Here is a 26,422-nt window from a genome sequence, read left to right as displayed (position 1 = left end):
GGGGCGGAATTGTGGCATTCCGGATGACCTTGGGGCTTCCCGGACAATACGGGAATGGCCGAAACCTCCCCACGTCACTTGTTGATCCCCTTTGCCGGCCGCGGTTCCCCGGCATGCCGCGCGGCGCTGCCGACGCTTCGGCTCCCCAATCTCGAAACCCTGCTCCAGCGGCTCACCCTCGCGGACACCGACACGCAGGACGAAAGCACGCGCTCGCCTCCGCATGAACGCGCGCTGGCTCAGGCGCTGGGCATCACGGCCGCCGACGGCTGCATCCCCTGGGGCGCGCTCGATGCGCGGCGGCTGGGCATCGCCACGCCCGGCGATACCGAAGGCTGGGGCGTCGTCATGCTGTGCAACTGGCAGGTCGGCATCGACGACGTGGTGCTGGGCGACCCCGCCGCCATCGAGATCGACGCCGACGAATCGACCGCCCTGCTGGAAGCCGCGCGCCCCTTCTTCGAGGAAGACGGCATCGTGCTGCACCCCTCGCCCGTGCCCGGCCGATGGCTGGCGCGCGCGCGCATCTTCGACGGGCTGGCTACCGCCTCCATCGACCGCGCCGTGGGCTATCCGATCTCGCAATGGTCGCCGCTGGCCGATGCCGCGCGGCCGCTGCGCCGGCTGCAGAACGAAATGCAGATGCTGCTGTACACGCAGCGCGTGAACGACGACCGCGCCGCGCGCGGCGTGCCACCCATCAATTCGTTCTGGCTCAGCGGCACCGGCGCGCTGAACAAGGAAGCCGCGCCTGCCGCGGCACCGACAGTGAGCGACGCCCTGCGCATCGCCGCCCTGCGCGACGACGGCATGGCCTGGGCCGGCGCCTGGCAAGAGCTGGACGCGGGCCCCCTCGCCGCGCTTCTGGCCGACTACACGCGCGGCGACGCCGTCTCGCTCACGCTGTGCGGCGACCGTGCCGCCCAGCGCTACACCGTGCAGCCACGCGGCCTGGCCGGCTGGGCCAGGAGCCTGTTCGACCGCAAGCGGGCCGCCACAGTGCTGGAGGCGCTATGAAGATCATCGCCAGGGAGATTCCCCCGCGCACCGTCTGGGCGCTGGAGCAGGCCGGCGTGCATCCGCTGCTGGCAAGGCTCTTCGCCGCCCGCGGCGTGCGCGCCAAGGAAGAACTCGACGACGGCCTCGCACGCCTGCTGCTCCCCGACACGCTGCGCGGCACGCACGAGGCCGCAGTGCTGCTGGCCGACGCCATTGCGCAGGACAAGCGCCTGTGCATCGTCGCCGACTACGACTGCGACGGCGCCACCGCCTGCGCAGTCGGCGTGCGCGGCCTGCGTCTGCTGGGCGCCAGGCACGTGAGCTACCTCGTGCCCGATCGCGTGGTCGACGGCTACGGCCTCACGCCGCCCATCGCCGAGCGCGTGGCCGACAGCGGCGCCGACATGCTGATCACCGTCGACAACGGCATCGCCAGCGTCGAAGGCGTGGCGGCCGCCAAGGTGCGCGGCCTGCAGGTGCTGGTGACCGACCACCACCTGCCCGGCCCCGAGCTGCCCACGGCCGACGTGCTGGTCAACCCGAACCAGCCCGGCTGCGAGTTCGAGAGCAAGAGCATCGCCGGTGTCGGTGTGATGTTCTACGTGCTGCTCGCACTGCGCTCCGAGTTGCGCAAGCGCGACGTGTACGACACGGCCACGCAGCCCAAGCTCGATGTGCTGCTGCCGCTTGTGGCGCTCGGCACCGTGGCCGACGTGGTGAAGCTCGACGCCAACAACCGCCGCCTTGTGGCGCAGGGCCTGCGCCGCATCCGTGCCGGCACCATGCCCGCCGGCGTGGCGGCGCTCTTCAAGGCCGCGGGCCGCAATGCCTCGGCCGCCACCACTTTCGACTTCGGCTTTGCACTCGGCCCGCGCATCAACGCCGCCGGCCGGCTGGCCGACATGACGCTGGGCATCGAATGCCTGCTGACCGACGACGCAGGCCGCGCCGAAGAACTTGCGCGCATACTCGACGGCATCAACCGCGAGCGGCGCGACATCGAGGGCGGCATGCGCGACCAGGCGCTGCTGCTGGCCGAATCGCTGTTCGCCACCGATGGCGAAGGCATCGAAGCCCCGCCGCCTGCCATCAGCGTGTTCGACGCGGGCTTTCATGAAGGCGTGGTGGGCATCGTGGCCTCGCGCATCAAGGACCGCTTTCACCGCCCCACTTTCGTCTTCGCCGCGAGCGGCGCGCCGGGCAAGGAGCAGGAGCTGAAAGGCTCGGGCCGCTCGATTCCCGGCTTCCATCTGCGCGACGCGCTCGACCTCGTGGCCAAGCGCCACCCTGGCGTGCTGCTGCGCTTCGGCGGCCATGCGATGGCAGCCGGCTGCACGGTCGCGCGCGAGCACTTCGAGACTTTCGAAAAAGGCTTCGCGCAGGTTGCCGGCGAATGGCTGGCCGAGGCCGAGCTCACGCGACAGATCGAGACCGACGGGCCGATAGCTCGCGAGTACATGCGCATCGACCTCGTCGACACGCTGCACCGCGAGGTGTGGGGCCAGGGCTTTGCGCCGCCCACCTTCAGCGAAGAGGTGGAAGTGGTGTCGCAGCGGCTGGTGGGCGAGAAGCACCTGTCGCTCAAGCTCAGGCACCAGGGTCAGCCTATCGACGCGATCTGGTTCAGCCACACCGAGCCGCTGCCGCCGAAGGTCAAGCTGGCGTTCCGGCTCGATGCCGATGAATGGCAGGGCGTGCGCAGGCTGCGCTTCCTGGTCGAAGGCGCTGAGTTCTAAGGGGCCTCGATGTTCGACGGCGTGAGCTACGGCCTGCTGGCCGGCCTGACGACCTGCGGCCTGGTGCTGCTGCTGGTGTTCGGCACGAAGATCCACGGCTGGTACGCGTTGAGCTGCGCGTGCGCGCTGGCAGCCTTCGCCGGGTTGAACAGCCTCGCGCCTTCCACGCAATTCGCGCAATGGCCCGCGGCGGCGCTGGTGCTGTGGACGGCCTGCCGGCTGCAGTTCGTGCGGCAATTGCTGCGGCTGGAAGATTTCTCGCCCCGGCTCGACCGGGTCGCGCGGGCAACGCTGGTCATCTTCGCGATCGCCACGCTCTATGCCACGCTCGAGACGCAGCGCCTGTGGACGCTGCGCATGGTGCAGGCGCTGGCGGTGGCTTCCACCGTGATCCTCGCAGCAGGCGCTGTGAAGGTGCTTCGCCGCCAGCCGTGGCCGGCGGCGCTCTTCCTGGCCGGCGCGGCACTGCTGCTCGGCGGCCTCTCGACCGCGCGGATGTCGGCCTGGATCGGGCCGGCGTGGGCGCCGCCCCAGCCGAACCTGGTGCAGGCCGCAGTGATCGCCGAACTGGTGGTCTTCGTCTTCGCGCTCGGCATGCGCCTGCGGGGCGATGGCGCTGGCGAGGCACGCGTCCAGCAGAAGGCGGGAGACTCGGGCACCGACGCTCTCACCGGCGCCGCCAGCCGCGCCGGCTTCGAGAGCCGTGCTGAAGAATGGCTGCGCGACGGCCGGCCTTTCTCGCTGATGCTGATCGACCTGAACGGCTTCAAGGCCGTGAACGAGCGGCATGGCCGCGCGGGCGGCGACGCGGTGCTGACCGCCATCGCCCAGCGCCTGCGCGAGCAGGTGCGCGCCGACGACATGGTCGCCCGGCTCGGCAGCGACGAGTTCGCGATTCTTCTGGTCGGCAGCCCGCCGCGGCAAAAGCTCGCGGAGATGGCCATCCGCATCGAGACCGCAGGCGCCAGGCCGGTGGCCTACGAAGGCCGGCTGCTCGCAGGGGGCGAGCTCAGCATGGGCATTGCCTGCCACCCCGCCGACGGCGACACGCTGGCCGGCCTGCTCGAATCGGCCGGCCGCGCGCTTCAGCATTGCAAGCGGCAGCGCATGGGGCCGGCCTATGCCTTCGCGGGGGAACATGCAGGCGGCGCGGCGGTACGTGAATGATTTCTTCGTAAGCGTTGTCGCGCGGAGCGAAATCTTCTTGCTGCAGAGGGGCCGAGCTTTCACGCAGGCCCTTTATCCTCTGCGGCGAACTCACAGGAGGATGTTTTTTCCATGCGCCGCTTTGAACTCATCGAGGGAACCGCCAGCAAATTCTGGGAAATCGAGCAGGCAGACACCGAGCTCAACATTCGCTGGGGCCGCATCGGCACCGCGGGCCAGAGCCAGACCAAGTCTTTCGACGACGCCACCAAGGCTGCCACCGCGCTGACCAAGCTGGTGGCCGAGAAGACCGGCAAGGGTTACTCCGAAGTGGGCGTGGCCGCCAGCGCGGCCATCGGCAAGACCGAGGCGAAGCCGAAGGTGGAGAAGGCAGAGCCAGCGGAAAAGCCCCCTACGCCGACGGCCGTCGCCGCCAGCACCACGGCCGCGGATGCGGCACCCACCGAAGGCATCGACAGCCAGGCCGACCGCGTGTTCGAAACCGTGCGCGCGCAGATCGAAGCCGGCACGCTGACCTCCAGCGACACGCTCTCGGCCGGCACTCTCAAGCGCCAGCACGGCGTGAGCGAGCAAGGCGCGGCGCTTGCCTTCAAGCGCCTCAAGAACGAGGGCCTGCTGTCAGGCTGGGGCACCAGTTGCACGCCAGCCAAGGACGCCCAGGCCATCGCGAAAGCACTGGGCGCCGCAGCGCCAGGCGCATCGCACGCAGTTCCCCCCGCGACCAGCGTCGAAATACCCGCAAGCGCCGACACCCCGCCCTGGCTCGCCGCCGGCACGCCCATACGGCTCTCGCCCGACATGCAGCGCGAAGCCTTCCCGTCGCGCCGCTTTCCGCCAAAGCCCTCCGACGAAGCGGTGAGCGTGGCCGCAGCCTGGCTGCCGGTGCGCCGCAAGCTCGAGCTCAACGTCAACATGACCGGCACTGACGCGACCCTACGGGCGGCCACGCAGCGCATGGTCGACCGCAGCACGCAGCCCGACCCCGCGGCCGACGCCGAGGCCGACACCGTGCTGCTGGCACTCGCGCTGGGCACTGGGGGCCGCTACAACGTGCACGAGATAGGCAACGTGCTGGTGAACTACCTCGTGAAGCAGTACGGGCTGCCAGCCACCGTCGACATGGCGCTGGCCGCGCAGCAGATCGATGTGCAGACCGCCTACGACCGCGCAACCCAGAAGCACCAGAGCAGCTTCGGCACCGCCGTCGCCCGCCAGATGGGCGACTCTTACTACGGCCCGCTGGGGCAAGGCGAACAGACGCTGCGCGCACACCTGGCGTTGGCCACCCCCGATGTCTGGCAGGACTGCCGCGACCGCATCGAAGCCGGCCTGCCCAAGGTGCACCCCAGCCGTCAGCCCGCGCTGGCAATGCTGCTGCCCGATGCGCCCGAGATCTCGAACACGCTCGTGCACACGCTCGCGGCCGACAAGACCACGCCCGAAACCATGCACTGGCTGCTGCTGACAGCCACCGACCCCGACGCCATCGCACTGGCCGCGAAGGTCCGCCTGAGTTATTCGACCGGCTTCTGGGGCAGCGGCCCCATGACGAGCACGCTGGTGCAGGAGCGCGGCCTTGACGCGGTGCCGGTGCTGGAGCGCGGCGCCGCCACCGACGATGCGGGCGATGCGCTGGCTTGCATCGGCACGCCCGAAGCCGTGCAGGCGCTGGCCCGCGTGGCGAGCAATTCGAAGGGTGCGCTGGCGCGGCTGGCGCTGGCCGTCGACCGCTGGCCGATGGCGGCCATTCCCGCGCTGTCGCGGCTGGTCGCGGCGGGAGGGAAAGACGCCAACCTCGTCACGCCCAGCCTCACGCGCCTGCTGCGCGCGCACGGCGCGTCCCTGCCGGCCTTGCGGCCCTGGCTCGATGCCGGCGCGCAGGCGGTGATCGACCGGCAACTGGCGCTGCTGGCCGGCCCCACCGAAGTGGCCGACGCGAGCGAGCTGCCCGGCGTGCTGGCAGCGCCGCCGTGGCTCGCCAAGGTGCAGAAGAAGGCGGCCGGCGCGCTCGTGCTGGAGCCGCTGGCGCTGGCGCCGGTGGAGCAGTGGGGCGAAGGCGAGCGCGAGAAGGCGCTGCGCCTGAACTCATGGCAAACCGGCCGCTACGACGCTGCGCGCAAGAACACGGAGGCGCTGCTCGACTCGCTGGGCTTCGACAAGGGCAGGATCAGCCTGGCGCCCTTCGCCAAGACCGCCGCGGCGGCCGTCGCGGCCGGCGACGCCGACGGCCTGACCGCCAGCTGGCGCGCGATGGTGGCCGAGCGCAAGAAAGACCGCTACTACTGGTTCACCTTCAATGCAAGCTTCTCGGCGCTGCTGCCGGCGGCAATCGGCGTGTCGTTCTGGAATGCGGTCGCAGGCGAAGCCGAGAGCGACAGCATCGGCATGATCCTGGCCACGCACGGCCTCGCCGTGCTGCCGGGGCTGGTGGCCATGGTGCGCTCCAAGCCCACCGACAACCTCTCGTACGCCCTGAACTACGGCGCCGCCGAACTGGCCATGCCGGCCGCGCGCGCCTTCGCCAAGCTCAAGACGCTGCGCGCCGAAGGCCGCGAATGGCTGCTGAAATATCCAGAGCACGCCGCCGCCGGCCTGATTGCGCCCGCGCTCGGCAAGGCCGGCGAAGCACGTGACTGCGCGGGTTCGGCGCTGCGCCTGCTGCAGGCCAACGGCCACGAAGCGCTGTTGCTCGACGTGGCCGGCCGCTACGGCAAGCCCGAAGTTGTTGAGGCGCTGCGCGCCGTGCTCGACGAAAGCCCGCTCGACCGCTTTCCCACCAGGCGCGCGAAGCTGCCCGAGTTCTGGCAGCCGCGCGGCTGGCGCCGACCCACGCTGAAGAACGGCAAGGCCCTGCCCGACGACGTGCTCGACAACCTCGGCCAGATGCTGACCTTTCCGACCAACGAGGAAATCTACGGCGGCATCGCCGTGGCCAAGGAGGCTTGCGACACCAACTCTCTTGCCGAATTCGCCTGGGACGCCTTTACCGCCTGGCTCGAAGCCGGTGGCCCGAGCAAGGAAGGCTGGGCGCTCACCGCGCTCGGCTTCTTCGGCAATGACGACACCGCGCGCAAGCTCACGCCCTTCATCCGCGCCTGGCCCGGCGAGGCCGCGCATGCGCGCGCAGTGACCGGGCTCGACGTGCTCTCCACCATCGGCAGCGACGTCGCGCTGATGCTGCTCAACGGCATCGCGCAAAAGGTCAAGTTCAAGGGCCTGCAGGACAAGGCGCGCGAGAAGATCGATGCCATCGCCGAAGCACGCGGCCTCAGCACCGAGGAACTCGAAGACCGGCTCGCGCCCGACCTCGGCCTCGACGAGCAGGGCACGATGCGGCTCGACTTCGGCCCACGCGCATTCAAGGTCGGCTTCGACGAAACGCTCAAGCCCTACGTGCGCGAGACCGGCGCCGACGGTGTCGACGGCGCGCGCCTGCCCGACCTGCCCAAGCCCAAGAAGACCGACGACGCCGAACTGAGCAAGGAAGCGGTCGAACGCTTCAAGCTGCTGAAGAAGGACGTGCGCACCATCGCCAGCCAGCAGCTGCTGCGCCTCGAAGTGGCAATGTGCGCGCGCCGCCGCTGGACGCCCGAGGTGTTCCGCATGTTCCTGGTCGAGCACCCGCTGGTGCGCCACATCGTGCAGCGGCTGATCTGGGGCGTGTACGCGGTGCAGGGCAGTGCCAGCTACGGCGGCACGCTGCAGGCCTGCTTCCGCGTGGCGGAAGACGGCAGCTACACCACGGCGGAAGATGATCCGTTCGAACTGCCCGAGGGCGAGAACATCCGCATCGGCGTGCCGCATGCGCTGGAGCTGCCAGCCGCCGACGCAGCGGCCTTCGGCCAGGTGTTCGCCGACTACGAACTGCTGCAGCCCTTCGCGCAGATCGGCCGCGACATCTACACGCTGACCGACGAAGAGAAGAAGAGCCTGAAGCTGGAGCGCTGGAAAGACGCCAAAGTGCCCACCGGCCGCGTGCTGGGGCTGGCCAACAAGGGCTGGCGCCGCGGTCAGGCGCAGGACGGCGGCTGCATCTGGTATTTCAGCAAGCCGCTGGGCACGGACCGCGTGATCGAGCTGAGCCTGGACCCCGGCATCATCGTCGGCATGGTGGACGAATACCCCGAGCAGACGCTCGGCCAGGTGCAGGTGGGCAAGCCCTCGGGCTGGGGCGACATGCGCGATGCCGAGGCGCTGCACCAGCTCGATCCGATTTCCGCGAGTGAATTGATCCGCGACATGGAAGGCCTCAGGGCATGAGGCTGCGCTGCTGGATGTTGGCCACAGGGCTCGCTCTGGCTGTGACCACGGCCGCAGCCCAGGGCATGGCGCCCGAGGTGCCGACGCAGGTCCGCACGGTGGCAACAGGCGGCGAATGGCTCTCGCCGAAAGGCGGCGGCGTGCTCCGCGTCGTGATTGCCGACGAGGGCTTCGAGCATGTGCACTCGCGCCTCTGGATCGAATGGCTGACCATTGGCGAGCGCGGTACGCCACGGCGAACGGCCCGAGTGCTCGTGAAGGAACTGTCGAACGGCATGGCTGTGCTCAGGCTGGACGACCGGGGCGAGGCTTTCCAGGGCAGCAGGATCCGGCTGAGGTCCACCCACACCTATTCTCAAGACAACACGGACATCACGATCGAGACCGGCAAGCCCGGTCACTACAGGATCCTCTAGCTTCACCCCCACCCATCATGGCCACTTCCAGCAAGTCCTCCCCAGACACCGGCGCATCGAACCTGCAGCGCCCGCCAGCCGAGATCCTGTACGCCGCACAACTCGCGCGGCTGCAGGCGCAGGACAAAGACCCGCGCCCGCCCGGCTGGGTGCTCGGCCTGAAGGCCGCACGCTCGTTCATCCTCGGCGACGCGGCGCTCGACATCGCACCGAAGATCGTCGCGCCCGTGGCCAGCATCGAGCGCATGCTCGTCACGCTCGCCACCGGCCGCGGGCTGATGCTGGTGGGCGAGCCGGGCACGGCGAAGTCGATGCTGTCGGAGCTGCTGGCCACGGCCATCTCTGGCATCTCGACGCTCACCATCCAGGGCGGCGCATCGATCACCGAAGACCAGATCAAGTACGGCTGGAACTACGCGCTGCTCATCAACGAAGGGCCGAGCCCGCGCGCGATGGTGCCGGCGCCGCTGTACCTCGGCATGCAGAAGGGCCAGGTGGTGCGCTTCGAAGAAATCACGCGCGCACCGCTCGAAGTGCAAGACTGCCTGCTCGGCATGCTGTCGGACCGCGTGATGGCGGTGCCCGAGCTGTCGGGCGAGCACGGCATGCTCTACGCGCGCGAGGGCTTCAACATCATCGCCACCGCCAACACGCGCGACCGCGGCGTGAACGAAATGAGCGCGGCGCTGAAGCGGCGCTTCGACTTCGAGACGGTCTTTCCCATTCTCGACTTCGACCGCGAACTGGCGCTGGTGCAGGAATCGTCGACGCGGCTGCTTGCGCAGAGCGGCATTCCGAAGACGGTGCCGGCGCCGGTGCTGGAGCTGCTGGTGTCGACCTTCCGCGACCTGCGCGGTGCGCCCGCGAAGGGCGACAACGGCAATGCGGGCAGCGATGCGGCCATGGACCGGCTCACCGCCGTGATGTCCACCGCCGAAGCCGTGAACGTGGCGCATGCGGTCGGCGTACGCGCCTGGTTCCTCGAACAGCGCGAAGGCTCGCCCGCAGACTTGGTCGACTGCATCGCCGGCACGGTGGTGAAGGACAACGCGGACGACCGCGCAAAGCTGCGGCGCTACTTCGAGCAGAAGGCCGCCAAGCGCAACGGCGCCCACTGGCGCGCGTACTACGAAGCACGCCACCGCCTGCCCTGAACACGCGCCGATGCAGCAACCCCACATCGTCGGTGTGCGCCACCACAGCCCGGCCTGTGCGCGGCTGGTGGCCGAGCGCATCCGCACGCTGCGCCCGGCGTACGTGCTGATCGAAGGCCCAGCCGACTTCAACGAACGGCTCGACGAGCTGTACCTGCCGCACCAGTTGCCGGTGGCGATCTACAGCTATCTCTCGGGCGACCAGACGCACCGCGGTTCGTGGTCGCCCTTTGCCGAGCATTCGCCCGAGTGGCAGGCGCTGCAGGTGGCGCGCGAGGTCGGCGCCGCCGTGCGCTTCATCGACCTGCCGGCCTGGCACGACGCCTTCTCGCGCATGGAGAACCGCTACGCCGACGTGGCCGACCACGAACACGAGGAGCGCGCCGAAGCCTACGAGCGCGCGCTGACCGAAAAGCTCTCGGTGCAGGGCCGCGATGCGCTGTGGGACCACCTGTTCGAGGACGGCTGCGATGCGGCCGAGCTGGCGCAGCGCCTCTCGACCTATTTCGACAACCTGCGCGGCGAGGACCGGGGCTCGCAAGGCAACCAGGCACGCGAGCAGATGATGGCGCGCTGGATCGCCTGGGCGATGGCGCAGCCGAGCCAAGCGGGCCGGGCGCAGGCGCTGGTGGTGTGCGGCGGCTATCATGCGCCCGCGCTGGCGCGGTTGTGGCAAGGCCTGCCGGCTGAACTGCCCGTCACGCCACAACCTTCGCTCGAATCCTCAGACGATGAAGAAGCACCGGGGACGCCCGACCCCGAGGCCACGCTGCGCTTCGGCTCCTACCTCGTGCCCTACACCTTCAAGCGCCTCGACGCCTTCGCGGGCTATGCCTCGGGCATGCCCTCCCCCGCCTACTACCAGTGGGTCTGGGACCACGGCCCCGAGGGCGCCGCACACCGCGCGCTGCAACACGTGATGCAGCGCCTGCGCGAGAAGAAACTGCCCGCCTCCACCGCCAACCTGATGGCTGTGCACCTGCGCGCGCAAGGGCTCGCGCGGTTGCGTGGGCACGAGAAGCCGCTGCGCTCCGACTGGCTCGACGCACTGGCCGGCGCGCTCGTGAAAGACGCGCTCGACGCGCCCCTGCCCTGGACCTATCGCGGCGCGATCCGCCCCGGCACCGATCCCGTGTTGGTGCAGGCCATGGACGTGCTGGCCGGCGACACCGTCGGCCGCCTCGCGCCCGGCACGCCGCAGCCGCCGCTGGTGGCCGCCGTACAGGCCGAGCTGGCGGCGCATGGCATCGTGCTGCGCGGCCAGCTCAAGCTCGACCTGCTGCTCGATGCCGACCGCGCGAAGAGCCGCGTGCTGCACCGGCTGTCGATCCTGCGGCTGCCCGGCGTACGCCGCACGCAAGGGCCGAAGCTCGCGATGTCGGGCGAACGCACCGAACTCTGGTCGCTGAGCGAGCCGCTGGAGCAGCAGGCCGCGCTGATCGAGGCCGGCGCCTGGGGCGCGAGCCTGCACGACGCGGCGCGCGCCCGGCTCGAAGTCGATCTGCGCCAGGCCCACGGCCGCATCGGCCCGCTGGCCGACGGACTCAACCAGGCCGCGTGGGCGGGGCTGTCGGCACTCAGCGATGCGCTGCTGCGCGAGTTGCGCGGCGCGATTACCAGCGAGCCGCGCTTCGAGGCACTGGGCCCTGCCCTGTCGGTGCTGCACACGCTGCTGCGCCACGGCCAGATGCTCGGCATGGCCGATGCGCCGGTGCTGCGCGTGGTGATCGAATCGGGCTTCGACCGTGCGCTGTGGCTGCTGGAGCCGCCCGCCGCCATCACGCCGGCAGACATGCAGGCGCATCTCGAAGGCCACCTCGCGCTGCGACGGATCGTGGCCGACGTGCTGGCCCATGCGCAGGACAACGCGCACGATGCGCACGCACCATCGCTGCTCGACGTGGAGCCGGCCCGCGCGCTCGCCGTGTGGCAGCGCAAGGCCGCCGACACCAGCGCCGCGCCCGTGAGCCGCGGTGCGGCGCTCGGCGCAACGCTGAGCCTGGCTGGCCGGATTGCCGATGCCCGAACGCACAGCGATCACGGTGTGAGCGAAGCCATGCAGCTGCTGCACTCGCTGCCCGCGCCGGTGCTCGGCGACGCGCTCACCGGGCTGCTGGCGCTGGCACGCGAAACGTTGTCGTCCGAGCCCGCTTTCGTCGCCGGCATGGACCGCACCGTGCAGGCGCTGGACAACGCGGACTTCGTGCGCGCCATGCCCAGCCTGCGCGCCGCCTTCGCCTGGCTGCCGCCGCAGGAGCGCGGGCTCCTGGCCGACCAGGTGCTGGCGCTGCACGACGCCACGCACCTGTCGCGCCGCGCGCTCACGGCCCACCGCGCCGGCGAGGCTGCGCCCGAGCAGCTGGCCGAAGCACGCCGCGTGGAAGACGCCGTGCTCGCGCGCCTCGCAGCCTGGGGCGTGACGCTGGAAAACGCGCAAGGAAGGCCTCACCCATGAGCCTCGACATTCCCGATCCGCTGCAGCGCTGGCGCCTGTTGCTGGGCGACCCCGCCGAATCGGCCTGCGGCAGCCTGAGCGCCGAGGCGCAGGCCGCCGATGCCGCGCTCGACTGGCTCTACGGCCGCGACGGCGACCGTGCGACCCGCGGCGAACGCAGCGCGGGCCTGGGGCCGTCAGCGCTCAGCACGCCGGACTGGATCAACGCCATCCACACGCTCTTTCCGAAGGAAGTGATCGAGCGGCTGGAGCAGGACGCAGTCGAGCGCTACGGCATCGACGAGGTGGTGACGAATCTCGAAGTGCTGGAGCGCATCGAGCCTTCGGAATCGCTGCTGCGCGCGGTTCTGCACACCAAGCACCTGATGAACCCGCAGGTGCTGGCGGCCGCGCGCAAGCTGGTGGCCGAGGTGGTGCGGCGCATCATGGAAAAGCTCGCCACCGAAGTGCGCCAGGCCTTCAGCGGCAGCCGCGACCGGCGCCGCCGCTCGCGCATGAAGGTGGCGCGCAACTTCGACTTCAAGCAGACGCTGGCGGCCAACCTGCACCGCTACGACCCGCAGCGCCGCAAGCTCTACGTGGAGCGGCCGGTGTTCATCAGCCGCACCAAGCGGCATGCGGAGCCATGGGACATCATTTTGCTGATCGACCAGAGCGGCTCGATGGTCGACTCGGTGATCCACAGCGCGGTGATGGCCGCCTGCCTGTGGCAGCTGCCCGGCATGCGCACGCGGCTCGTGGCCTTCGACACCGCGGTGGTCGACCTGACTGCCGACGTGTCGGACCCGGTAGAGCTGCTGATGAAGGTGCAGCTGGGCGGCGGCACCGACATCGCCAAGGCTGTGGCCTATGCGCAATCGCTCGTCGCCAATCCGCGCAAGAGCATCGTGGTGCTGGTGAGCGACTTCTACGAAGGCGGCAGCGAGCATGAACTGGTGCGCCGCGTGAAGGCGCTGGTCGAGTCCGGCGCGAAGGTGCTGGGGCTGGCCGCGCTCGATTCGAAGGCCGAGCCCAACTACGACCGCGAGATGGCCGCCCGGCTGGTGCGCGAAGGCGCGCAGATCGGCGCGATGACGCCTGGCCAGCTCGCGGGCTGGCTGGCCGAGAAGGTGCAGGGATGAGTGGCTCCACGACAACATGGCGCGCCGATCTGCTGGAGCTGACGCCAGAGGCGCTGACAGCGCTGGCCAATGCGGGCTTCGTCAAGCGCGCGCAGAAAGACGTGGCAGCGGGCCTGCTGCCGAAGATGGAGACCGGTGCCGATGGCGTGGTGCAGGCGCAGTTCGACGACGGCGTGCGCACCAGCCTGCCGCCGGGCCGCACGCTGCGCGACGCGCAATGCAGTTGCCCGGCAAGCGGCATGTGCCGGCATCGGGTGATGCTGGTGCTGGCTTACCAGGCGCAGGCGGCGTCGGCAAAGGCCGATGCGCCGGACACGCCCGACGAGGCTTCGGCAGAGCCTGACGGCGCATGGAACCCCGCGCAGTTCGACGATGCCGCGCTGGCCGCGAGCCTCGCGCCCTCGGTGCTCGAACAGGCGAACAAGCTCGCCGCCGCGCGCCCTGTGGTCGGCGTGCAGGCCTGGCGCAGCGCCAGCGCGCCGCCCGTGGCGCGGCTGCCGATGTGCAGCGTGCGCTTCTTCTCACGCAGCTCGCTGGTTCATGCGCGCTGCGACTGCAAGCAGGGCAGCGGCTGCGCGCACGTGGTGATCGCGGTGTGGGCCTTCCGGCAGGCCGGATCGCTGGTGCCGGGTTCGGCGGAGGTGATGGTCGAGGTGCAACCGTCCACATCCGCGGGCGTGGACACGGCGGAACCCGCGCCGCTGCCCTCAGCCATGCAGGGCGAAGCCGCGCTGGCCCTGCGCGCGCAGATCGACGCCCTGCTGCTGTCGCTCTGGCTCGACGGCTCCAGCCAGCCGCTGATGGCGCTTGCGGCCCGCTTCGAGTCCGTGCGCAGCCAGGTCCGCGCGCTGGGCTGGAACTGGATCGACGACGCGCTCGACGAACTCTGGCAGCTGCTGCAGGCCCAGCAGGCGCGCAGCAGCCGCTTCGAGCCGCTGAGGCTGGTGCGCGTGCTGACCGAACTGTGGGCGCGGCTGCAGGCAGCGACGCATGCCGGGCGGCCGCAGAATGGCTCTGCACGGCCCGCGCTGCCGGCCAGCCAGATCCTTGGTATCGGCGTGAAGGGCGAGGTCGCGCTCGATCATCTGCGGCTGGTGTCGCTCGGCGCGGAGCTCTGGTCCGACGAGACGGCCGAGGGCGCGAACATTCTCTTTGCCGACCCCGACACGCAGAACGTGACCGTGCTGGAGCGCCAGTGGTCGCGCGAGGCCGATGCGGCGGCCGGCGGCGCGGCGCCCAACCTGCTGAACCGGCGTGTCGCGGGCTTTCCGCTGCGGCAACTGGCGAGCGGACAGGTCATCACCAAGACCGCGACGCGGCGCGCCAACGGACTGGTCGACATCATGGCGGGCGCGCGGCAAACGGGCGTGCTGCCGCTGTCGCCGAAATCGTGGGACGACCTGGTCGCGCCGCTGCGACAGGACAGCGTGGCGGGGCTGGTGGCGCATCTGAAAGAGGCTCAGCCCGATTTCGTCCGGCCGCGGCAGGCTGCGAGCGGCGCGTCGGCTGGTGCCTCAGGGCAGCTGCATGTGGTGGCGTTCGAACGCATGGAGGTGGCGTCTTGTCACTGGGATGCGGCGGCGCAGGTGCTGCATGCGCGGCTTGGACAGGCGGCGGCGGACGAGGCGAACGAAGCCAAGGCCGAAGACGCATGGCTGCACCTGGCGTTGCCGCATCGCGCGGCCACGCCTGGCGCGGTCGATGCGCTGGCACGCACGCTCGCCGGCGAATACGGCGCGCTGCGGGCCGTGGCGGGCACGGTGCATCTGCAAGGCAGCCAGGCAGTCATGCAGCCTCTGAGCCTGCTGACGGCGCAGCGCGCCGTGGTACTGCAAGTCGAAGCGGTCGCGCCGAAGCCGCTGGATCTGGAAAGCGACGCCGAAGAAGTACCGGCGTTGAACGCGCTGGCCGGCGACACGCTGGAGCTGCTGGCGCTGTGGCTGCGCCAAGGCCTGCGCCATCAGGGCGGCGGCGCAATGTCGAAAGCGCAAGCGCAGGTGCTGCGGTTGAAGCAGGCCGGGCTGGGGCGAGGCGCAACGCTGCTGGAGGCCGTGCTCGAGAATCTGCGGTCATCGCAACGGCCGGCGCTGGTGGCGCAACTGGCAATGCTCGGCTTGCTGATGCAGGGCGTGGCGCAATCGGCCTCGGCATGAAAAAACCCCTGAGCCGGTTCAGGACTCAGGGGTTCTTTGCATGGTGCCGCTTGTCGGAATCGAACTGACGACCTTCCGCTTACAAGGCGGGTGCTCTACCAATTGAGCTAAAGCGGCGAAATTCCAGTGCGTGATTCTAGTAGCGCCAGCCGGCATGCCCGGCTGCTCGCTCCTGCCACTGCTACTTGATGCGCTTGAGCGAGGGCCTGGTGCCGCCACCGGCCGGCGGGCGCGGCGGCTCGTCGACCGGATCGGCGGGCGAGCCCGCATCGACCGTTTCGTCGCCGTCCTCGCCCGTCACCAGGTGAACGATCTTGCCGGCATCGCCTTCGGTGCCGCGCGAGGCGTCACGCAAGGGCATGCGGGCAGGGCCCTGGGGCGAAGGCGCGGAGACCGGGCCATCGCTGCCATCATGCTCCGCAGGAACCGACGGCGCCGGCGCGGGAAACGCCATGCCCTGTCCGTTTTCGCGTGCGTAGATGGCAATCACGCGCCCAACCGGTACGCTGATTTCACGCGCCGTGCCCGCAAAACGGGCCTTGAACTCGATGAAGTCGTTGCCGAGCTTGAGCGAGCTGGTCGCGTCGAAGCTGATGTTGAGCACGATCTCGCCGTTCTTCACGTACTCGCGCGGCACCTGGACTGTGTCGTCGACCTGCACCGCGACATAGGGCGTGAACCCGTTATCGGTACACCATTCGTACAGCGCCCGGATGAGGTACGGGCGGGTGGAAGACGACTCGAGCGCGTTGATCATGAAAAGCGACGGAAAACGATGGAAGCAGGCACGAAGCTTACTTACTTTCGCATGACCTTTTCAGAAGGCGTGAGTGCTTCGATGTAGGCCGGGCGCGAGAAGATGCGCTCGGCGTACTTCAAGAGCGGTGCCGCGTTCTTGCTTAGGTCGATGCCGTAGTAGTCGAGGCGCCACAGCAGCGGCGCGATGGCCACGTCGAGCATCGAGAAGTTGTCGCCCAGCATGTACTTGTTCTTGAGGAACACGGGTGCCAGCTGCGTGAGGCGGTCGCGAATGTGCGAGCGGGCCTTTTCCAGCGCCTTCTCGTTGCCCTTGGTGGTGCGGTTCTCGAGCGTCGAGACGTGCACGAAGAGTTCCTTCTCGAAGTTGAGCAGGAACAGGCGCACGCGGGCGCGGTCGACCGGGTCGCCGGGCATCAGCTGGGGATGCGGGAAGCGCTCGTCGATGTACTCGTTGATGATGTTCGACTCGTACAGGATCAGGTCGCGCTCGACCAGGATCGGCACCTGGCCGTACGGGTTCATCACGCTGATGTCTTCGGGCTTGTTGTAGAGATCGACGTCGCGGATCTCGAAGTCCATGCCCTTTTCGAACAACACGAAGCGGCAGCGGTGGGAAAAGGGGCAGGTCGTTCCTGAATACAAGACCATCATGGCGAGAGACTCCTAAAAATCAAAAAGAGTGGGTCGCGTTGGCAACCCACTCTGTGGGACCGGATGCCCGAGGGTATCCGGTCGGCGTGGACGGAACTACTTGACGTCTTTCCAGTACGAGGCGTTCAGTCGCCACACGAATACCACCGACATGGCCAGGAACAGCAGCACCCACACGCCGATGCGGATGCGGGTGTTCTGTGCCGGTTCGGCCATCCATTGCAGGTAACTCACCAGGTCGCCGACCGCATTGTCGTACTGCACGGGCGTCAGGGTGCCGGGAGTGACTTGCTCCCAGCCCTTGAACACTTCGGTTTCGTGGCCGTGCTGTTCGACCTTGGTGTAGACCGGGCGGCGTTCGCCTTGCAGTTCCCACAGAGGGTTCGGCATGGCGACGCTCGGGAACACGAGGTTGTTCCAGCCGGTGGCCTTGGTGTCGTCGCGGTAGTAGGTGCGAAGGTACGTGTAGAGGTAGTCCGCGCCGGTGCCGCCGTGGCCGGCGCGCGAGCGGGCGACCAGCGTCAGGTCGGGCGGCGTGGTGCCGAACCATTCCTTGGCCTGGCGCGCATCGATGTTGGCCTTCATGGTTTCGCCGACCTTGTCGGTCGCGAACAGAAGGTTGTCCTTGATCTGCTGCTCGGTGATGCCGATGTCCTGCAGGCGGTTGTAGCGCATGAAGGCTGCCGAGTGGCAGTTCAGGCAGTAGTTGACGAACAGCTTGGCGCCGTTCTGCAAGGCGGCCACGTCGGTCGTCTTGTTGGGCGCCTTGTCCCACGCGATGCCTTCGGACTCGGCCGATGCCGCCGCGGAAAAGGTCAGGCCCAGTGCGAGACCCAGGACCGCGAGCCAGCCGGAAATGCTTTTCTTCATCGTGTTTCTCTCAGCTCTCTTGCGCTTCTGGTTCTCAATGAGCGGCGAAGACCACGCGCTCGGGCACGGTCTTGAACTCGCCCTTGCGGCTCCACCACGGCATCAGCAGGAAGAAGCCGAAGTAGAAGAGCGTGCCGATCTGCGAAATGGTCTGCGCGATGTCGAGGGCGAAAGAGCCGATGACCAGGTTGCCCCAGACGCCGGGCGCCTGGATGCCCAGGTAGCCCAGGATCAGGAAGAAGAACACGAACACGCCGTACACATACTTGTGCCAGCCCGGACGGTAGCGGATCGACTTGACTTCGCTGTGGTCGAGCCACGGCAGGAAGAACAGGATGATGACCGAGCCGCCCATGATGACCACGCCCCAGAACTTGGCGTCGAAGTTCTTGAGCAGGAAGATCACGACAGCCGCCACGACGACGCCGGCAATCTTCAGGCCCATGCCCGACTTGCCCTTGACGAGGTTCCAGATGGCGGCCGCGGCAACGATGAGCGCGAACACGTTGACCATGTCGTCGGTCGTCGCACGCAGCATCGAATAGAAGGGCGTGAAGTACCAGACCGGAGCGATGTGGTTCGGCGTCTTCAGCGAATCGGCCGGAATGAAGTTGTTGTATTCGAGGAAGTACCCGCCGGCTTCAGGGGCGAAGAAGATCACCGCCGAGAAGATCGTGAGGAACACCACCACGCCGAAGATGTCGTGCACCGTGTAGTACGGATGCGACGGAATGCCGTCCAGCGGATGGCCGTCGGGGCCGCGCTTGGCCTTGATCTCGATGCCGTCGGGATTGTTCGAACCCACTTCGTGCAGCGCGATCAGGTGGGCCACCACCAGGCCGAGCAGCACCAGCGGCACGGCGATCACGTGGAAGCTGAAGAAGCGGTTCAGCGTGGCGTCGCTCACCACGTAGTCGCCGCGGATCAGCAGGGCCAGGTCGGGGCCGACGAAGGGAATGGCGGCGAACAGGTTCACGATGACCTGGGCGCCCCAGTAGGACATCTGGCCCCAGGGCAGCAGGTAGCCCATGAAGGCTTCGGCCATCAGGCACAGGAAGATCGCGCAGCCGAACACCCAGATCAGCTCGCGCGGCTTGCGGTAGCTGCCGTACATGAGGCCGCGGAACATGTGCAGGTACACCACGATGAAGAACGCCGAGGCGCCCGTCGAGTGGATGTAGCGGATGAGCCAGCCCCACGGCACGTCGCGCATGATGTACTCGACCGATGCGAACGCCTGGTTCGCGTCGGGCTTGTAGTGCATGACGAGGAAGATGCCGGTGACGATCTGGATCACCAGCACCAGCATGGCCAGCGAGCCGAAGATGTACCAGAAGTTGAAGTTCTTCGGCGCGTAGTACTTGCCCCACTGGTCGTTCCAGAGCTTGCTGAGCGGGAAACGGTTGTCGACCCAGTTCAGCAGCTTCTCGCTGGCAGGAGCGTTGGGGGAAATCTCGTGGAATTCAGCCATGTTCTTCTTCCGCCTCAGGCCTTCTTGGAGTCTTCACCGATCAGGAGCTTGGTGTCCGACAGGTACATGTGCGGCGGCACCGGCAGGTTGTCGGGCGCGGGCTTGTTCTTGAAGACCCGGCCAGCCAGGTCGAAAGTGGAACCGTGGCAGGGGCAGAGGAAGCCGCCTTCCCAGTCGTTCGGCAGCGAAGGCTGCGGACCGGCCTGGAAGCGGTCGGTCGGCGAGCAGCCCAGGTGGGTGCAGATGCCGACCACGACCAGCACGTCGGGCTTGATCGAGCGGTGCTCGTTCTGCGCGTACTTGGGGGTGAATTCGTCGGGATGACGCTTGGAGAGGGGATCGGCCAGCTGGCCGTCCAGCTTGGGAAGTTCGGCGATCTGCGCGGGGGTGCGCTTGAGGATCCAGACCGGCTTGCCGCGCCATTCGACGGTGATTTTCTCGCCGACCTTGAGGCCCGAGATATCGACCTCGACCGCGGCGCCCGCGGCCTTGGCCTTCTCGGAAGGCTGGAAAGTGCTCACAAAGGGAACGGCGGTTGCCACGCCGCCCACCACGCCGGCGCAGCTGGATGCAATCAACCACGTCCGCTTGCTGGTGTCGATCCGGGGCGAGCCGGAGGTCATGTCACTCATGGGGATCCTCTTGTCTTCTTCGCTGGAGCAGGAGTCAACCCGCGATTGTAGCGGGGCGCTCAAGGGATATTCAATGGCCGCCATGCGCGTGGCCGGCGAACGACGGCAAGGCGCGCCGCATTCGCGGGGCGCCCGCCGGGGGCGACAAGGGCTGTCGCCGCGGGGACTTCAGTTCAGAAGACCGTGCTGCATCGCCTCGTGGACCGCCTGGGTCCGCGACTTGACGGAGAGCTTGCGATAGATGCTCTTCGCATGAAACTCGATGGTGTTGACCGACAGGTAGACCGCGTCCGCGATCTGACGGTTGCTCCAGCCCTGTGCGATGAGGCGCAGCACCTTGAGTTCCCGTGGCGACAGCAGGCCCTGCGGCAGCCTGGCGGAAGAAACCTGCTCCGACGACGGCACCGGGGCCTGGACGCGGATGGGTTCGATCGTGCGCGCCTTCGCGTAGGCGGCAATCGAACCGAGGATGCGCCGCGCGATGCGCGAATCCATCGGCGAGCCGCCGCGCTCGATGGAGCGCAGCAGATAGGCGAGTTCGGCGTCGTCGGCTTCGGTCAGCAGATAGCCGATGGCGCCGGCAGCGATTGCTGCGTTCACGAGTTCCTGGTCGTCGGTTGCCGACATGCCGATGCTCTCGATGCGCGGATAAGCCTGGCGCACATGATGAAGCAGCGCAGCGCCGTCGTTGCCCGGCAGCCGCATGTCGACCAGCACGAGGTCATAGGGCAATGCCGCCAGCAGGTTGAGCGCCTCGGCCCGGCCCGACGCGATCACCACGCGGCGATGCGGCGCGAGTTCGGCGAGGATGCGCCGCATGCGGTCGGCGGCGATGGAATCGTCAGCGACGATCAACGCTGCGTGAAAAACGCCGCCATACAACTGCGCGGCCGATGGCACATGCCGCACGGCGGCGGCGTATTGCATGCTCATTTCCATGACCGCTCTCCTGCCGGCACGCAGCGGACTTCGCCCGCGCTGCATGCGTTTTCAATGCCCAAGAAAAAATTGATCACGCGACGTCCTCTGGCTCTGTAGCTACCCGCAGGTAGCGACGAAATGTTGACTTTCGTTTCAGATACCGCAGGAACGATGCCCGCGCGGAGGAACACCGGGGCGCGCGGCGCGCCAGCGCATGTAGTACTTTGATTTCATTGAAGAAATTGCCTCGAACGACCCGAAAAACGAGGGCTTGAGGAGGCCTTGAAACTGCCGTTTTTTCGCCGTTGTTACGTGCGGGTTACTGCGTGTGTTACGTAGCACCGCGCCACACGAAACGCGCTCCGGAACGCGTATCGAAACGTCACCACGCGATTTGCGCGATGTCTGCGAAGCCGCATGGGCGTTGGCTTTGCGAGCACCCCGTTGATTTTCCGATGCGTCGTCAAGCTGCGTGCATACATCCAGAACTACGGATCTCGGTGATGTTCATCGAAGACCTCGATTCCTAGCATCAGTTGCATTGGGTAACGCAATGAAACCCAACCCCGCTTCCACGCGACGAGGGCGCTTGGAAGACCAGAAATGGCAACTGATTCTTCAAGGAAAAAAGTCCAAATGACTACATCCAAGCGCTCCAGCGTTCGCTCGTTCATCGTTCATCGCCCGGGCGTCAGCCGCCTTCTCGCTTCGGTGCTCGTGGGCGCCGGCTATGTGATGACGTTGCCGGTGGCATATGCCCAGGTCCAGGTGGGCGGAAACAACGTCAATGTGGTGGGGGGGCCGAACAACGGGGTCCTGACCTCCGCAGACGGAATATCTACGCCCACGCTGACCGCAACGAGCGTCAGTGCGGGCAGCGTGACTGCCAACAGCGGCACCATCAATACGTTGAGTTCGGGCAGCATCACGGCCGGCACAGTCGCCGCAGGCAGCATCACCGCAACCCGGGTGACCACCACCAGCCTGAGCGCAACATCGGCAACGGCCACCAACCTGACCTCCACCAGCATCAGCACCGGCACGATCACCGCAGGCACCGTGTCCGCAGGCAACGTCAGTGCCGCGACCGTCACGGCCGGCACCGGCACGATCACCAACCTGACATCCACCAGCATCAGCACGGGCACCCTCACCGCAGGCACTGTGTCTGCAGGCAACGTCAGCGCCGCGACCGTCACGGCCGGCACCGGTACGGTCACCAACCTGACCTCCACCAGCATCAGCACGGCCTCTCTCACCGCAGGCACCGTGTCTGCCGGCAGCGTCAGCGCCACCAACGTCTCGGCCGCCAACGGCACGATCAACAACCTGGCCACGACCAGCATCTCGGCAGCCAACGGCACGATCAACACGCTGAGCGCGAGCAACGTGACCACGGGCAACCTGTCGTCGGGCAACGGCATTATCCAGTCGCTGACCTCGACCAACATCCTGACGACCGGCATCACCGCGACCAACGTGCAGGCAACCAATGTCGATGCCACCAGCGTCGTCACGACCAACCTGACGTCGAACACCGGCAGCATCTCGACGCTCACGTCCACCAACGTCAGCACCACCAACGTGACGGCGTCGAACGGCACCATCAACACGCTGAGCTCCGCCAATGTCAGCACCACGAACCTGACGGCCAGCAACGGCACGATCAATACGTTGAGCTCGGCCAACGTCAGCACGACGAACCTGACGGCGTCGAACGGCACGATCAACACACTGAGCGCAACCAACGTCAGCACCACGGACCTGACGGCTGCAAACGGCACCATCAACACGCTGAGCGCGACCAATGTCAGTACCACAGATCTGACGGCCAGCAACGGCACCATCAACACGTTGAGCGCAACGAACGTCAGCACGACGGATCTGACTGCCAGCAATGGCACCATCAACACGCTGAGTGCCACCAACGTCAGCACCACGGACCTGACTGCCAACAACGGCACCATCAATACGTTGAGCTCGACCAATGTCAGCACGACGAACCTGACAGCCAGCAACGGCACGATCAACACGCTGAGTGCTACCAACGTCAGCACGACGGATCTGACTGCCAACAACGGCACCATCAACACGTTGAGCGCCACCAACGTCAGCACCACGAACTTGACGGCCAACGCCGGCACCATCAACACGCTGAGTGCCACCAACGTCAGCACCACGAACTTGACGGCCAACGCCGGCACCATCAACACGCTGAGTGCCACCAACGTCAGCACCACCAACCTGACAGCCAACGCCGGCACCATCAACACGCTGAGCGCTACCAATGTCAGCACGACGAACCTGTCGGCGAGCCGCGGCACGATCAACACGTTGAGCGCAACCAACGTCAGCACCACCAACCTGTCGGCAGCCAGCGCCACCATCAACGCGCTGACCGCCAACACGGTGAGCGCCACGACGGTGAATGCAAGCACGGTGAACGCCACCACCGGCAACTTCCAGACGGTCACGGCGGCCAACGGCAACATCACGGTGCTGAACACGCAGACCGGCAACATCACCACGATCAACGCCGTGACCGGCAACGTCACGACACTGAACGCGGGCACGGTCAACGTCACCGGCAACGTGACGGCGGGCGGCACCATCACGGCGGGCAACGGCGTGGTCGCCAACGGCCGCGTGCAGAACGTGGCTCCCGGCGTCCTGCCGACGGACGCCGCGAACATGTCGCAGTTGAACCAGGTCCGCAACGAAGTGCAGGACATGCGCAAGACCAGCAGCACCGGTGCGGCCATCGCCCTGGCAGCAGCCTCGGTGCCGGCGCTCGAAGCGGGCAAGAGCTTCGGCATCGGCGTGGGCGTGGGCTCGTACGACGGCCGCTCGGCCCTCGCTGCGGCAGCCAGCTTCCGTATCGGCGAAGGCGCGCAGATCAAGGTGAACATCGGCAGCGGCAGCAGCGGCAAGGTCGGCGGCGGCATCGGCGCCTCCTGGTCCTGGTAATCCGGCCCGGCGTGCCTGCGGCGCCCCTGCGCTGCGGGAACGCCCGCTGATGAAACGGAAGGCCGGCCCCTATACTGGGTTGCCGGCCTTTTTCACTTGCATGAAGGCCGGCATTTCCTGCAGCGGCCGACCTTCTGACCCGTCCATCACACGGCTTCATGAACTCACCTTCTCTCGCCCCCGCACCCTCCACATCGGCAGCAGATGCCGGCAGCCTTCTGGAACAGGGACTGGTGCTGCACCGGGTGGGCCGTTTCGCCGAGGCCATCCAGGTCTACGAAGCCCTGCTGTCGCGCTTTCCGGAGCATGCCGATGCGCTGCACCTGACGGGCGAGGCGCTGTACCGGCAAGGACGGCCGAAGCTGGCACTGAACTATGTGAACCGCGCAATCGCGCGGTCGCCGCACCACTTCTACTTCAACACCCGCGCGACGATCTTCATGCACATGGGCCAGCCGGCCGAAGCGCAGCAAGACCTTCGCCGCGCGATCAAGGCGCTGCCGAACTACCCCGAGGCCTACGTGAACCTGTCGGCGGTGTACCGCCAGCAGAAGAAGTTCCGCCAGGCACGCGAAGCCGCGGCCGAAGCCACGCGGCTCGCACCGCAGGCGCCCGCGGCATGGAACAACGCCGGCGCAATCGACATGGAGCAGGACCGCTTCGACGAGGCGATCGTGCAGTTCCGCCAGGCGCTCGCGCTCGATCCTGGCTATGCGGCCGCGCACAAGAACATCGGCAAGATCCGCGCGCATCAAAAAGACTGGGCCGCCGCGCTCGACTCGTACGAGCGGGCTGCGGCCGACCCGCAGGATTGCGAGGCCGCATTCATGCTCTCCAGGGCGCTGCAGAGCTGCGGCCGCACCGAGGAGGCCATCGCGCCCATGCAGCGCGCCATGCGCAACTGGCCGGCCGAGGAGCGCCACAAGGCGCTGTCCGACCCCGAAGGCGTGGCCGCGCTCTACGGCGTGTGCGGCGCGCTCGAAGGCGTGTCGATGCGCTTTGCGGAATCGGCCGAGCTCTACAAGCTGGCGCTGGAAAGCCTGCCCGAGCACGAGCTGCTGCTGAACAACTTGGGCACGGTGAACTTCCGCCTCGGCCATTTCGACACCGCCATCGAAGTGCTCAAGAAGGCGCTCGAAGTGCATCCGCGCCAGGTGCTCGCACGCTGCAACCTGGGCGTGACTTATGTAATGGCTGGCCGGTCGGAGGCGGCCATTGCGGAGTTCGAGCAGTGCCTGCGCGACGACCCCGACTTCATGCCGGCCATGGTGTGGATGCTGGGCGAAAAGGCGCACATCGCCGACTGGAACGGCGTACCCGAACTGCGCGCCAGGATCGCGGCGCTGCTGGACAACCCGAACAACGACCAGACCGTGTCGTCGTTCATCCTGATGTCGAACTACGACGATGCGCGCCGGCTGATGAACTGGACCCAGCGCTCCGCCACGCTGGCCGACCGGAACACGGGCATCAGGCCTTTCGCCGATGCCGGCGCGCGCCGCACGGCGCCGCGCATCCGCGTGGGCTACTACTCATTCGACTTCCGCAACCACCCGGTCGCGCACCTGACCGCCGAGCTGTACGGCCAGCATGACCGTAAAGATTTCGAAGTCTTCGTCTACTCCTACGGTCCGGACGACGGCCATCCTGCGCGGGCGCGCATCGCCGCGTCGGCCGAGCACTTCGTCGACATGCACGGCCAGTCGATCCAGCAGATGGCCGAGCGCATCCGCGAGGACGAGATCGACATCCTGATCGACCTCTCGGGCGACACGCGCGGCGCCAAGCCGCAGGTCATGGCCTATCACGCGGCGCCAGCGCAGCTCATGTGGCTGGGCTACATGGGCACCAGCGGCACGCCTAACTACGACTACCTGGTGTCCGACAACTTCCTCTCGCCGCCGGGCACGGAAGACTGCTACACCGAGAAGCTGCTGCGCCTGCCCGAGACCTTCCAGGTGATCGACACGAAGCGCCCGGTCAACCCGCAAAAGGCCACACGCGCCGAGCACGGCCTGCCCGAAGACGCCTTCGTGCTGTGCAACTTCTCGCAGTCGTTCAAGATCCAGCCCGAGACCTTCGAGGCGTGGGTGCGCATCGTGCAGGGCATTCCGAACTCGGTGCTGTGGCTGGCACAGGGCCCGCACGGCTTCGAGCACAACCTGCGCGCGCAATGGGACAAGGCGGGCCTGCCGGCCGAGCGCCTGATCGTGTCGCCGCGCATGCCGGTCGACCAGCACCTGGCGCGCATCGGCCTGGCCGACCTGTTCATCGACACCTTCCCCTACAGCAGCGGCGCCACCGCGAACGACGTGCTGTGGTCGGGCGTGCCGCTGCTGGCGCTCACGGGCACGACGATGGTGTCGCGTATGGCGGGCAGCCTGCTCGACGCCATCGGGCTGCCGGAGCTGGTGGCTACGAACCACGGCGAGTACGTGCAGAAGGCCATCCACTACGCCACGCACCCGGAGGAGCTGGCCGCATTGCGCGCGCGGCTCGTGGCGGCCAAGGACGCGCGCCGCGGCTACTTCGACACGCCGCGCTTCGTGCGCCATCTCGAGGACGGCTTCAGGCAAATTGCCGCGCGCAGTCGTGAAGGGTTGCCGGCCGCGCATGTCGATGTTGCGCCACGCTCGCTGGAGAAGTGAGCAATCGCGGGCATACTCGACTTTCCTTCAACAGCAGAGCTC

Annotated in this window: 17 protein-coding genes and 1 tRNA gene; 11 read left to right on the top strand and 7 right to left on the bottom strand. The window is 67.6% G+C overall.

Annotated elements, in window-relative coordinates:
• The first annotated feature begins 54 nt into the window (after positions 1–54).
• The 9 genes from BLV60_RS01355 (at position 55) to BLV60_RS01315 (ending at position 15,461) form a co-directional block, all read left to right on the top strand.
• Complete coding sequence (locus tag BLV60_RS01355; RefSeq protein WP_093048712.1) at positions 55–1,017, top strand: hypothetical protein; 963 nt, start codon at positions 55–57, stop codon at positions 1,015–1,017.
• Positions 1,014–2,735 (top strand): single-stranded-DNA-specific exonuclease RecJ, encoded by a 1,722-nt coding sequence (gene recJ, locus BLV60_RS01350; RefSeq protein ID WP_093048709.1) that lies wholly within the window; start codon positions 1,014–1,016, stop codon positions 2,733–2,735. The genes BLV60_RS01355 and recJ overlap by 4 nt, the downstream gene beginning before the upstream one ends.
• 9 nt (positions 2,736–2,744) lie before the next feature.
• Entirely contained in the window at positions 2,745–3,902 is a 1,158-nt protein-coding gene (locus BLV60_RS01345; protein ID WP_093048706.1) for a GGDEF domain-containing protein, read from the top strand.
• Between the two features lie 111 nt (positions 3,903–4,013).
• Complete coding sequence (locus BLV60_RS01340; protein WP_093048703.1) at positions 4,014–8,162, top strand: WGR and DUF4132 domain-containing protein; 4,149 nt, start codon at positions 4,014–4,016, stop codon at positions 8,160–8,162.
• The gene (locus tag BLV60_RS01335) at positions 8,159–8,578 is read left to right on the top strand and encodes a hypothetical protein (protein ID WP_093048700.1); all 420 of its coding nucleotides are present in this window, start codon (positions 8,159–8,161) and stop codon (positions 8,576–8,578) included. Before BLV60_RS01340 ends, BLV60_RS01335 begins: the two co-directional genes overlap by 4 nt.
• A 17-nt stretch (positions 8,579–8,595) precedes the next feature.
• On the top strand, positions 8,596–9,732 hold the full coding sequence (locus BLV60_RS01330; protein WP_093048697.1) for an ATP-binding protein: 1,137 nt from the start codon (positions 8,596–8,598) through the stop codon (positions 9,730–9,732).
• A gap of 10 nt (positions 9,733–9,742) precedes the next feature.
• Positions 9,743–12,187: a DUF5682 family protein gene (locus BLV60_RS01325; RefSeq protein WP_093048694.1), complete on the top strand. Its 2,445-nt coding sequence runs from the start codon at positions 9,743–9,745 to the stop codon at positions 12,185–12,187.
• On the top strand, positions 12,184–13,308 hold the full coding sequence (locus BLV60_RS01320; protein WP_093048691.1) for a VWA domain-containing protein: 1,125 nt from the start codon (positions 12,184–12,186) through the stop codon (positions 13,306–13,308). Before BLV60_RS01325 ends, BLV60_RS01320 begins: the two co-directional genes overlap by 4 nt.
• Positions 13,305–15,461 (top strand): SWIM zinc finger family protein, encoded by a 2,157-nt coding sequence (locus tag BLV60_RS01315; RefSeq protein WP_093048688.1) that lies wholly within the window; start codon positions 13,305–13,307, stop codon positions 15,459–15,461. Before BLV60_RS01320 ends, BLV60_RS01315 begins: the two co-directional genes overlap by 4 nt.
• A 41-nt stretch (positions 15,462–15,502) precedes the next feature.
• Here the strand turns inward: BLV60_RS01315 and BLV60_RS01310 are convergent.
• The 7 genes from BLV60_RS01310 to BLV60_RS01280 all read right to left on the bottom strand — a co-directional run bounded on the left by BLV60_RS01310 (position 15,503) and on the right by BLV60_RS01280 (position 20,771).
• Positions 15,503–15,578: transfer RNA gene (locus BLV60_RS01310), tRNA-Thr, on the bottom strand.
• A 64-nt stretch (positions 15,579–15,642) separates the two neighbouring features.
• Positions 15,643–16,218 carry a ClpXP protease specificity-enhancing factor gene (locus BLV60_RS01305; RefSeq protein ID WP_093048685.1) on the bottom strand — a complete coding sequence of 192 codons (576 nt, stop codon included), beginning with the start codon at positions 16,216–16,218 and terminating at the stop codon, positions 15,643–15,645.
• A gap of 41 nt (positions 16,219–16,259) precedes the next feature.
• Complete coding sequence (locus BLV60_RS01300; RefSeq protein ID WP_007835362.1) at positions 16,260–16,871, bottom strand: glutathione S-transferase N-terminal domain-containing protein; 612 nt, start codon at positions 16,869–16,871, stop codon at positions 16,260–16,262.
• 96 nt (positions 16,872–16,967) lie between these two features.
• A complete protein-coding gene (locus BLV60_RS01295) occupies positions 16,968–17,741 on the bottom strand; it encodes a cytochrome c1 (protein ID WP_093048682.1) in 774 nt (257 codons plus the stop codon).
• A gap of 34 nt (positions 17,742–17,775) precedes the next feature.
• Positions 17,776–19,212, bottom strand: a complete 1,437-nt coding sequence (locus tag BLV60_RS01290; RefSeq protein ID WP_093048679.1) for a cytochrome b — start codon at positions 19,210–19,212, stop codon at positions 17,776–17,778.
• Positions 19,213–19,226: 14 nt separating this feature from the next.
• Entirely contained in the window at positions 19,227–19,844 is a 618-nt protein-coding gene (petA, locus tag BLV60_RS01285; RefSeq protein WP_093048676.1) for a ubiquinol-cytochrome c reductase iron-sulfur subunit, read from the bottom strand.
• 168 nt (positions 19,845–20,012) lie between these two features.
• The gene (locus tag BLV60_RS01280) at positions 20,013–20,771 is read right to left on the bottom strand and encodes a response regulator transcription factor (RefSeq protein ID WP_256328791.1); all 759 of its coding nucleotides are present in this window, start codon (positions 20,769–20,771) and stop codon (positions 20,013–20,015) included.
• Between the two features lie 630 nt (positions 20,772–21,401).
• Here BLV60_RS01280 and BLV60_RS01275 point away from each other — a divergent pair.
• On the top strand, positions 21,402–23,732 hold the full coding sequence (locus tag BLV60_RS01275) for an S-layer family protein (protein WP_256328790.1): 2,331 nt from the start codon (positions 21,402–21,404) through the stop codon (positions 23,730–23,732).
• A 158-nt stretch (positions 23,733–23,890) separates the two neighbouring features.
• A complete protein-coding gene (locus tag BLV60_RS01270; protein ID WP_093048670.1) occupies positions 23,891–26,380 on the top strand; it encodes a tetratricopeptide repeat protein in 2,490 nt (829 codons plus the stop codon).
• Positions 26,381–26,422: the final 42 nt, after the last annotated feature.

Source organism: Variovorax sp. YR634 (genome assembly GCF_900106655.1).
Taxonomy (GTDB): Bacteria; Pseudomonadota; Gammaproteobacteria; order Burkholderiales; family Burkholderiaceae_C; genus Variovorax.
This window is presented reverse-complemented; position numbering and strand designations above follow the sequence as displayed.